Source organism: Bradyrhizobium sp. (assembly GCF_019242285.1).
Classification (GTDB): Bacteria; Pseudomonadota; Alphaproteobacteria; order Rhizobiales; family Xanthobacteraceae; genus Bradyrhizobium.
Window position 1 is genome coordinate 1 of sequence record NZ_JAFAVV010000922.1, and the last position, 8,826, is coordinate 8,826.

8 protein-coding genes and 2 pseudogenes are annotated in these 8,826 nt (G+C 63.6%); 1 reads left to right on the plus strand and 9 read right to left on the minus strand.

The window, feature by feature from the left end:
• The 9 genes and pseudogenes from JOY90_RS37745 to JOY90_RS37780 form a co-directional block, all read right to left on the minus strand.
• Positions 1-123, minus strand: a pseudogene (locus JOY90_RS37745) (conjugal transfer protein TrbF); the annotation flags it as partial.
• Entirely contained in the window at positions 123-1,355 is a 1,233-nt protein-coding gene (gene trbL / locus JOY90_RS37750; protein WP_291696170.1) for a P-type conjugative transfer protein TrbL, read from the minus strand. The pseudogene JOY90_RS37745 and the gene trbL, both read right to left, overlap by 1 nt.
• Positions 1,352-1,681 carry a putative entry exclusion protein TrbK-alt gene (gene trbK-alt / locus JOY90_RS40300; protein ID WP_367277045.1) on the minus strand — a complete coding sequence of 110 codons (330 nt, stop codon included), beginning with the start codon at positions 1,679-1,681 and terminating at the stop codon, positions 1,352-1,354. The genes trbL and trbK-alt overlap by 4 nt, the downstream gene beginning before the upstream one ends.
• Entirely contained in the window at positions 1,681-2,409 is a 729-nt protein-coding gene (gene trbJ, locus JOY90_RS37755; RefSeq protein ID WP_291696171.1) for a P-type conjugative transfer protein TrbJ, read from the minus strand. The genes trbK-alt and trbJ overlap by 1 nt, the downstream gene beginning before the upstream one ends.
• Entirely contained in the window at positions 2,406-4,847 is a 2,442-nt protein-coding gene (trbE, locus tag JOY90_RS37760) for a conjugal transfer protein TrbE (RefSeq protein ID WP_291696172.1), read from the minus strand. Before trbE ends, trbJ begins: the two co-directional genes overlap by 4 nt.
• A 12-nt stretch (positions 4,848-4,859) precedes the next feature.
• On the minus strand, positions 4,860-5,123 hold the full coding sequence (locus JOY90_RS37765) for a VirB3 family type IV secretion system protein (RefSeq protein WP_291696173.1): 264 nt from the start codon (positions 5,121-5,123) through the stop codon (positions 4,860-4,862).
• Entirely contained in the window at positions 5,123-5,449 is a 327-nt protein-coding gene (locus JOY90_RS37770) for a TrbC/VirB2 family protein (protein WP_291696174.1), read from the minus strand. The genes JOY90_RS37765 and JOY90_RS37770 overlap by 1 nt, the downstream gene beginning before the upstream one ends.
• Before the next feature lie 2 nt (positions 5,450-5,451).
• Entirely contained in the window at positions 5,452-6,414 is a 963-nt protein-coding gene (gene trbB, locus JOY90_RS37775) for a P-type conjugative transfer ATPase TrbB (RefSeq protein ID WP_291696176.1), read from the minus strand.
• A 760-nt stretch (positions 6,415-7,174) separates the two neighbouring features.
• Positions 7,175-7,366 carry a hypothetical protein gene (locus tag JOY90_RS37780; protein ID WP_291696175.1) on the minus strand — a complete coding sequence of 64 codons (192 nt, stop codon included), beginning with the start codon at positions 7,364-7,366 and terminating at the stop codon, positions 7,175-7,177.
• 294 nt (positions 7,367-7,660) lie between these two features.
• Here JOY90_RS37780 and JOY90_RS37785 point away from each other — a divergent pair.
• Positions 7,661-8,826: pseudogene (locus JOY90_RS37785) on the plus strand (hypothetical protein); the annotation flags it as partial.

An 8,826-nucleotide genomic window follows, 5' to 3' on the forward strand; every position in this document is an offset into this window, starting at 1 on the left:
CCGCCAATTCCTGGCCTGGACACGCGCTGAGCCGATGCGCTCATCCCAGACCTGCGCCGCCTTCTGATACGGCGTAACGGGCGCAGGCGTGCGGCCGTAATGAACCGACGGTCGCTTGAACATCAGGTGTTGCCCTCGGAAAGATCGACCGATGAGCCCTGCCCGCCCTGTTCGGCGCTGTGGACCGCCTGAACCGCCGCGGATGCACCGCGATGAACAGTCTGAGCCGCCTTCAGCCGCTCCGCCCATTGCGGGGTACCGGCAGCCGCGCTCCCGTTATCGGGACCGGCTGCGGGTCGAGCCGCACCGCCCTGAGCCGAGGCCGCTTGCCGAAGTGGGCTGGCAGCAGCAGCTGTTCCTTCCGAAGCAACGTTCGCGCCCGCGCTTCGCAACGCGCGGGAAACGCCGCCATGAAGTGCAGACATTCCCCTTCCGGCGCCGGTGATCGCTCCTCCCGCAAGGCTCGCGCCACCAGCCGCAAGGCCAGCGCCGGCCGCCACAATGCCGCCGGCAGCGAGGCCCGTGCCGGCGGCGGCTCCCGCCCCAAGCTGCGGCCCGCCCGACACCAGGCCGTTGGCAATGCCCGGTCCGAAGATCCCAAGGCCGAGCAGAGACAGGGCGGCCAGCACCAGCGTCATCGCCCCTTCGATGGTCGGCGGATCGCCGTTCGAGGCCGAGGTGAATTGGGAGAACAGCGTCGAACCGATGCCGACGATGACGGCGAGGACCAGGACCTTGACGCCGGACGAGATCACGTTGCCCAGCACGCGCTCGGCGGCAAAGGCGGTCTTCCCGAACAGGCCAAAGGGGATCAGCACAAAGCCGGCCAATGTCGTCAGCTTGAACTCGATCAGGGTCACGAAGAGCTGGACCGCAAGAATGAAGAAAGCCAGCAGCACGACGATCCAGGCAAACAAGAGGACTGCGATCTGGACGAAATTCTCAAAGAAGCTGACGTAGCCCATGAGGCTCGCAACCGCATCGAGCAGCGGACGCCCGGCATCCAGACCGACCTGGGCGATGCGCCCTGGCCTCAAGAAATCGGCAGCAGATAGGGTCGAGCCGGAGGCCTTCAGGCCGAGCGCGGCAAAGCTCTGGAAGACGATCCGGGCGAGGCTGTTCCAATTGCCGATCAGGTAGGCGAAGATGCCAACGAACAACGTCTTCTTGACCAGGCGAGCCAGGATGTCGTCGTTGCTACTCCAGCTCCAGAACAGTGCGGCGAGCGTAACGTCGATCGCGGCGAGCGTGGTCGCGAGATAGCCGACGTCGCCTCCGAGCAGGCCAAAACCGCTGTCGATGTAGCGCGTGAAGGTCTCGAGGAACTGGTCGATGATGCCGGTCCCCGCCGTCATGGCGTCCCCTCGGGGGACGAGGATCGGGACGCCTTGTCCGAGATCCCGCTACGCGGAGCCTCGGTCCTTAATTGATCCTTGCCGAGGAAGTGGCGACGGTTCTCCGCCCAAACCCGGCGGCACTGCTCAAAGGCTTCCGTCTGCTCCGGGATCACCGTCCGGCAGCGTGTGAGCTTCATATCCAGCGCATCCGATTTTCGCGATGCAGCCGGCTGCACCAACCCATCGGGGCCCCCACGGAGCCTGATTTCGCAGGCCGTGAGAACCGCGAGTGCCACGCCAGCCGTGGCAACAAGCCGCAACCATTTGAACTCGCGCATAACCATCAATGAAACATCTGCACGTTGGAGGGCTGGTAGCCGCGGCCTGTCGCCAAGAACCGCCGCAGCTGCTCGCGCCCTTGATCCTGAGCAGCGGCCCGCTGGGCTGCCTCGAGCCCTTGCGCCCTCCCCTGCGCCGCCACGGCCGCGGTCAGGTCGGCGAGCTGCTGTGCCTGCAGACCAAGGATCTGGTTGCCGGCCTGCGTGACCTGCAACGCGCCGCTTGCGCCCTGACTCGCCGAAACCAGTGCTGAAGATTGGATCCTGACGGTTTCGAGGTTGCCGACGACACCGGCCTGCACCCGCATGGCATCCTGCAAGGCGGCCACCGACGTCTGCCAGCGCGCCTGTGCGTTCGCGACCAAGGCCTGACTGGTCATATTGCCGCTTGCCGGGGCATAGGTGGTCGAGAAGACCCGATCAATCTGTTGCACGTCGTAGGCCAGGCGCTGAGCCTGACCAAGAAGCTGTTGGGTACGCGCAATCGACTGCTGCACCTGCTGGAGCGAGGAATAGGGCAAGTTCACGAGGTTCTTGGCCTGATTGATCAGCATCTGCGCCTGGTTCTGCAGCGAGACGATCTGATTGTTGATCTGCTGCAGCTCACGGGCTGCGGTCAGGACGTTCTGCGCGTAGTTATTCGGATCAAAGACGATCCACTGGGCTCGCACCGGCGAGGAGGAGATCAGAAGCGCGATCGCGGCCGATGCCGCCAGTTTACGCAAGCCGCTCATAAACTCGTCTCCAGATTGTCGAGATTGGGGATCAGATCGGCGGCCCAGCCCACCTCACGGTGGCGCAGCCAGCCGGCCGGAAACCCCTCCGCTCCGTGCTCGGCCATCACATCTGCGATGGCGGCCTGATCGGTCTTCGACGACGCCGCGGCGAAGGCGAGTGCAACCTCTCCGAGGCCAAGCTCGAACATCCGGTTGCCGCGGCGCGACTGGCAGTAATAGTCCCGCTTCGGCGTGGCCCGGCTCAAGAGCTCGATCTGTCGGTCATTCAGGCCGAACCGCCGGTAGATTGCGGTGATCTGCGGCTCGATGGCGCGCTCGTTCGGCAGAAGGATACGCGTCGGGCAGCTCTCGATGATGGCGGGCGCGATCCTCGAGCCATCGATGTCCGACAGCGACTGGGTCGCGAACACGACGGACGCGTTCTTCTTGCGCAGTGTTTTCAGCCACTCTCGAAGCTGACCGGCGAAGTCCTCATCGTCCAGCGCAAGCCAGCCCTCGTCGATGATCAGGAGCGTGGGCCGGCCATCCAGCCGGTCGCCGATGCGATGAAACAGATAGGCCAGGACGGCGGCAGCCGCTCCCGTTCCGATCAGGCCTTCAGTCTCAAACGCCAGTACTGAAGCCTCGCCGAGCCGCTCATGCTCGGCGTCAAGCAACCGGCCATAGGCGCCGCCAAGGCAATAAGGCTGGAGCGCGCGCTTCAGGGCGTTCGACTGCAGCAAGACCGAAAGGCCGGTCAGTGTCCGTTCGGGCACGGGCGCCGAAGCCAGCGAGCTCAGCGCCGACCAAAGGTGATCCTTGGCCTCCGGCGTCACCTGGATCTTCTCGCGGGTCAGGATCGCAGCAATCCACTCAGACGCCCAATTGCGCTCGGCCGTCTCGTCGATTCCAGCCAGCGGCTGCAACGCCACTGGTCCTGCCACATCCTCCGACAACGCCCCGCCGATGTCGTGCCAATCGCCGCTCATGGCGAGCGCCGCAGCTCGGATGGAGCCGCCGAAGTCGAAGGCAAAGACCTGGGAGGTGGGGTACCGGCGGAACTGCAGCGCCATCAACGCCAGCAGCACTGACTTGCCGGCGCCCGTCGGGCCGACCACGAGGGTGTGCCCGACATCGCCGACATGGAGCGAAAACCGGAACGGCGTGGCGCCTTCCGTCCTGCCATATAGAAGCGGGGGACCTTTGAGATGAAAGTCCCGCACCTCGCCGGCCCACACTGCGGACAAGGGGATCATATGCGCCAGATTGAGGGTCGAGATCGGCGGCTGGCGAACGTTGGCGTAGACATGTCCCGGCAGGCTGCCGAGCCAGGCTTCGACCGCATTGACGGTCTCCGCCATACAGGTGAAGTCGCGCCCCTGAATGACCTTTTCGACCTGACGCAACTTCGCGTCGGCTACCTCGGTATCCACATCCCAAACCGTGACGGTCGCGGTCACGAAGGCCTGGCCGATCTCGTCCGAGCCGAGGTCCTGGAGCGCCGCATCGGCGTCGATCGCCTTGTTGTGAGCATCGGTATCCAGCAGGCTCGAGGCCTCGTTGGTCATGACCTCCTTGAGGATCGCCGCAACCGACTTGCGCTTGGCAAACCATTGCCGCCTGATCTTGGTCAGGAGCTTCGTGGCATCGGTCTTGTCCAGCATGATGGCCCGGGTCGACCATCGGTACGAAAAGGCCAGCCGGTTCAGCTCGTCCAGAACGCCCGGCGTCGTCACACTCGGGAAGCCAACGATGGTGAGAACACGCAGATGAGCCGAGCCAAGCATCGGCTCGAGACCGCCCGTCAGAGCCTGGTCGGCCAGGAGGGCATCGAGATACATCGGGATTTCGGGCACCCGGACCCGATGCCGCTTGGTCGAAATCGTGGAATGCAGATAGGACAGCGTCGCCTCGTCATCGAGCCAGCGGCATTCCGGCATGAAGCCTTCGATGAGCTGCAGGATGCGACTCGTCCGATCGACAAAACCGCGGAGCACTTCGCGCGCGTCCGCACCAACAGCGCGTTCGCCCCCCTCATACAGCAGCCGCTCCGCCCGCGCCGTGTCCTCACCAGGCGGCAGATAGAGCAATGTCAGGAAATAGCTCGATTCGTAATGAGCCCCCTCCTCCTCGAACTGCGCCTTGCGTTCGGCATCCACGAGCGCGGAAGCCACATCCGGGAAGCTGTTGGAAGGATAACGCCCGGCGAAATGCCGCTGCGCCTCGACAAATACTGCCCAGCCGGAGCCAAGCCGGCGCAGCGCATTGTTGAGACGTCCCGCGACAGCGACGAGTTCGGCCGGCACCGAGCTCTCGAGATCCGGCCCTCGAAACCTCGCCGTCCGCTGAAACGACCCATCCTTGTTGAGGACGATGCCTTCATCGACCAGCGCGGCCCATGGCAGGAAATCCGCAAGGCGCGTGCCGGCACGGCGATATTCGGCAAGACTCATCATGATGACTCGGCCTCAACTACCTAGATGACTGGGAATGCGGAGATGGCGGCGGACCACCTCGACAAAGGCGGGATCACGCTTGGCCGCCCAAACGGCCACCATGTGGCCAACGAACCAGAGCAGCAGGCCCGCGAGCCACAGCCGCAAGCCGAGCCCCAACGCAGCTGCGAGCGTCCCATTGACGATCGCCACCGACCGAGGTGCGCCGCCCATCAGGATCGGTTCGGTCAGAGCGCGGTGAACAGGCGCGACAAATCCAGCGACGGGCTCCTCCATCAGATCACCACCCCGCCGCCGAATGCGAAGAAGGTCAGAAAGAAGCTCGACGCCGCAAAGGCGATCGAGAGGCCGAACACGATCTGGATCAGCCGTCGAAAGCCGCCCGACGTATCGCCGAACGCCAGCGAAAGCCCGGTGACGATGATGATGATGACCGCGATGATCTTGGCGACCGGCCCCTGCACCGACTGCAGGATCTGATTGAGCGGCTGCTCCCATGGCATGTTCGAGCCTGCCGCCCAGGCGGGCCCGGACGCGACGCAACCAGCCAATATGGCGGCCGCCGAAACAAAATATCGCTCCTTGAGTGATCGCGCGCGCATGATCAGTCCTCGCTTTCCGAGAAGGCGTAGTCACCCGATGGATCCAGGCCACTGACCCAAGCGAGTTCGGACAGCCGTCGATCGGATCCCCGCCCTGAAAGCACCGCAATGACGTCGATCGTCTCCGCGATCAGGGCGCGGGGGACCGTCACGACGGCCTCCTGGATCAACTGCTCCAGGCGTCGCAGTGTACCGATCGCCGAGCCCGCATGAATGGTCCCGATGCCGCCGGGATGGCCTGTCCCCCAGGCCTTGAGCAGATCGAGCGCTTCCGCGCCCCTCACCTCTCCGATCGGAATCCGATCCGGCCGTAGCCGGAGCGATGAGCGTACGAGGTCGGAGAGAGACGCCACGCCGTCCTTGGTTCGCAGCGCCACGAGGTTCGGCGCCTTGCACTGCAGCTCGCGTGTATCCTCGATCAGAACGACACGCTCGGACGTCCTGGCGACCTCTGCCAGCAGCGCGTTCGTCAGTGTCGTCTTGCCAGTCGAAGTGCCGCCGGCAACGAGGATGTTGCGGCGAGCCGCCACCGCTCGACGTAAGGCGTCAGCTTGATCAGCAGTCATGACCCCGGCTGTGACGTAGTCGTCGAGCGTGAACACGGCGACGGCCGGTTTGCGGATCGCGAATGCCGGCGCCGCCACCACCGGCGGCAGCAGCCCCTCGAACCGCTCGCCCGTCTCAGGCAACTCGGCAGACACGCGAGGAGAGCCTGGGTGAACTTCGCTTCCGACGTGGTGCGCGACCAGGCGAACGATCCGCTCACCGTCCGCCGCTGACAGCCGCTCACCCGTGTCAATCAGTCCGACGGACAGCCGGTCGATCCAGAGCCGGCCGTCTGGATTCAGCATCACCTCGATGACCGAGGAATCGTTTAGATAGTGCGTGACAGCAGGCCCCATCGCGCTGCGCAGCATCCGCGCGCCACGTAGAATCGCTTCCGACCGATCAGAGTGGCCCGACACAATCATTCCCCGGATGATGAGACCGTCTCAAGGCGGCTCCCTCGAGGGGATGAAAACGCCAGCGCTCGAGCCGGCGCAAGAACGCATCTTCGGGGTTCGTACGCCAGCGTAAGAACAGAAACTGCAGCGTAACCAGCGCGGCCTGACGGTCTACTCCGCGTGCAGGGCGACGCCGAGCGCGCCGAGGATATCGGCGACCTCGCCGGCCAGTCCTTGTGCTTCGATCCGCCGCTTTCGAAAGGTGCAGCATGACTACGCACGAGCCTACATGCCGCGTGGATCGAGACTGGAATTCTGTACTCTCTGAGCGTCACCTTGCGAAACAATCGGACTGTTACAGTCGACGACGAAACCCAGGCCCTGATCTGCTGAACGGCGCGGCCTTCAGGTATCGGCGTCAGGCGATGCGAGTGTGGTCATCCGAACCTGATGCGACCGCAATTGCGTTTGTGTAACCTTCGCGTGCGAGCCGCTGACGCTGCTTCAATGCGTTCTCAGCGGCTTCGCGGAATCGGTCCTCCTTTTCCTCGGCGGAGAGCGGCTTGGGCGCGCGAGCCGAGATTGGTCAGGAAGGAGAAGAGGCTATCGGCAGCCTTCTTTCCGAAGGTCAAAAGGTGGATCAGCCACGCGCGCGTGAGGAAGGTCGTAGAGCGGCCTTTGCGCCGGCGGTATCTGTCTAGACGTGGATCATTCGCGCAGTCGTTCGAGCCCGTAACGGCGCAGGCAGGCGCTTCCGCCATCATTCTTTCGTGGGCGTGCCCTAGCCGATGCCGCGGCTGACGTTGAAGAGCTGATCCGCCGCCATCTGGCCGGCGAATTCGACGAAATCAAGAGCGGCTTTTCGATCGGCGCTCGGGTAGGCTATCGTCGACGGCAGTTCGAAAACTGGATCGCCACAGCTACCGCCTGAGGGAGGTAGCAAGTTGACGTTGAAGCTGCTTGGTAAAAGCAAGCAAATTAACTAACAGGGTGTCACCTCGGCACGTCCGGCCGGCGTTCGGCTTCGATCCGGTACGCAAGTACACCTAACCGTGCCCTTTGCCAAAAATTGTAAGGTTGACGTCAGATTTGAGAGGTGGGCCCCACCGGCTTTCTCAACAACAACATCTTTGCGACCTCGTCTCTTCTTTTTGGAGCCGCATTATAACGATTAGTAACGGCTCGCTTGCCGTTGAGACGGCACACAGCATCCTCACGTCCTTCAGGCGGCGCCGGGAGCGGCACCTTAAATATCGGGGAGATGATAGTGGCGACTAACACCTTCAACGCGACTGCGCTCGCGAACGGTACGTCGAATCTTCTGGTGCGCAACAGTGCGCTTAAACAATCGACGGATTTGGTGCAGGCCGGCGTCGTCTTCAACGATGCGATCCGCGCGTCCTCGGGTCTTTTCAATCTGTCGGGCAGCGGCAATCAGAATCCGTTCCTCGGCAGCTACATAACCGACCTTCATGCGGTGCAGAACGATGTCAACGCGATGCTCGCCAATCCCGGCCAGGTCACGCTCGGTGGGAAGGCGTTCACGCTGAACGCGACGGACACTGCTGTGCTCCATAGCGTCAGCGGCGAGTTGACCACGCTGATTAATACTGCGCCGCAGACCACCAATGCGGCGACGCTATCGGCGGCCGACCAAACGCTGCATGCCGTGCAGAACGAGATCCTGCAGGAAATCCACAACGACGCGCATCTGTCCTCAGCCCTCAACAACGTCACCTTCATGGCAACGACCGGTGCGAAGGACGTGGCGTTCCAGTCAACTCCATCCGGAGCCGACGATCCGGCCTCGGTGGCGGCAGCGACCGCGGGTACGAGCCTGCAGGCGGTCGGAACGGTCTTCAACGCGGCGGCCGATCTCGCCCTCGGCGGTATCAATGCCGCAAACCTCGGTGAAATCACAACCGACCTGACCGCGGTGCAGCAAGGGGTCGCCGCTATCTTGAACAACAAGACCATGCTCGCCCATATCGAGGCCGGTGAGACCGCAAACGCCGCGGCGCTGACCACGATCCATCTGCAGACCGTAGGCCAGCAGATTCAGCTCCAACTCGAGAAGTACGACGGCGCGGAAGCCGCTGGCACTGCCACCGGGCTGCGCGGCACCGCGGACAATCTGCTCGACATCATCGACATCGTGCAGAACGACGCCGCCCTGAACACGGCGGCCGGCGGCGACGGCGCTGCGGGGCATATCGGCGGGTTTGCCGAAATGCCGGGCGGATTGATGGGAACGGTCACGAAGTTTCAGGACAACCAGGCGCAGACCAATTTCTGGGCAGCCTTCCTCTCCGAGGCCAACACCATCAACGCGACGCTTCAGAAGGTCGCGACCGGTGGTGCGATGGCCAGCCAGGCGCTGATTACGCAGATCCAGACCTACCAGCAGTTCGGCGCCAATTTCGATGCGGCGCA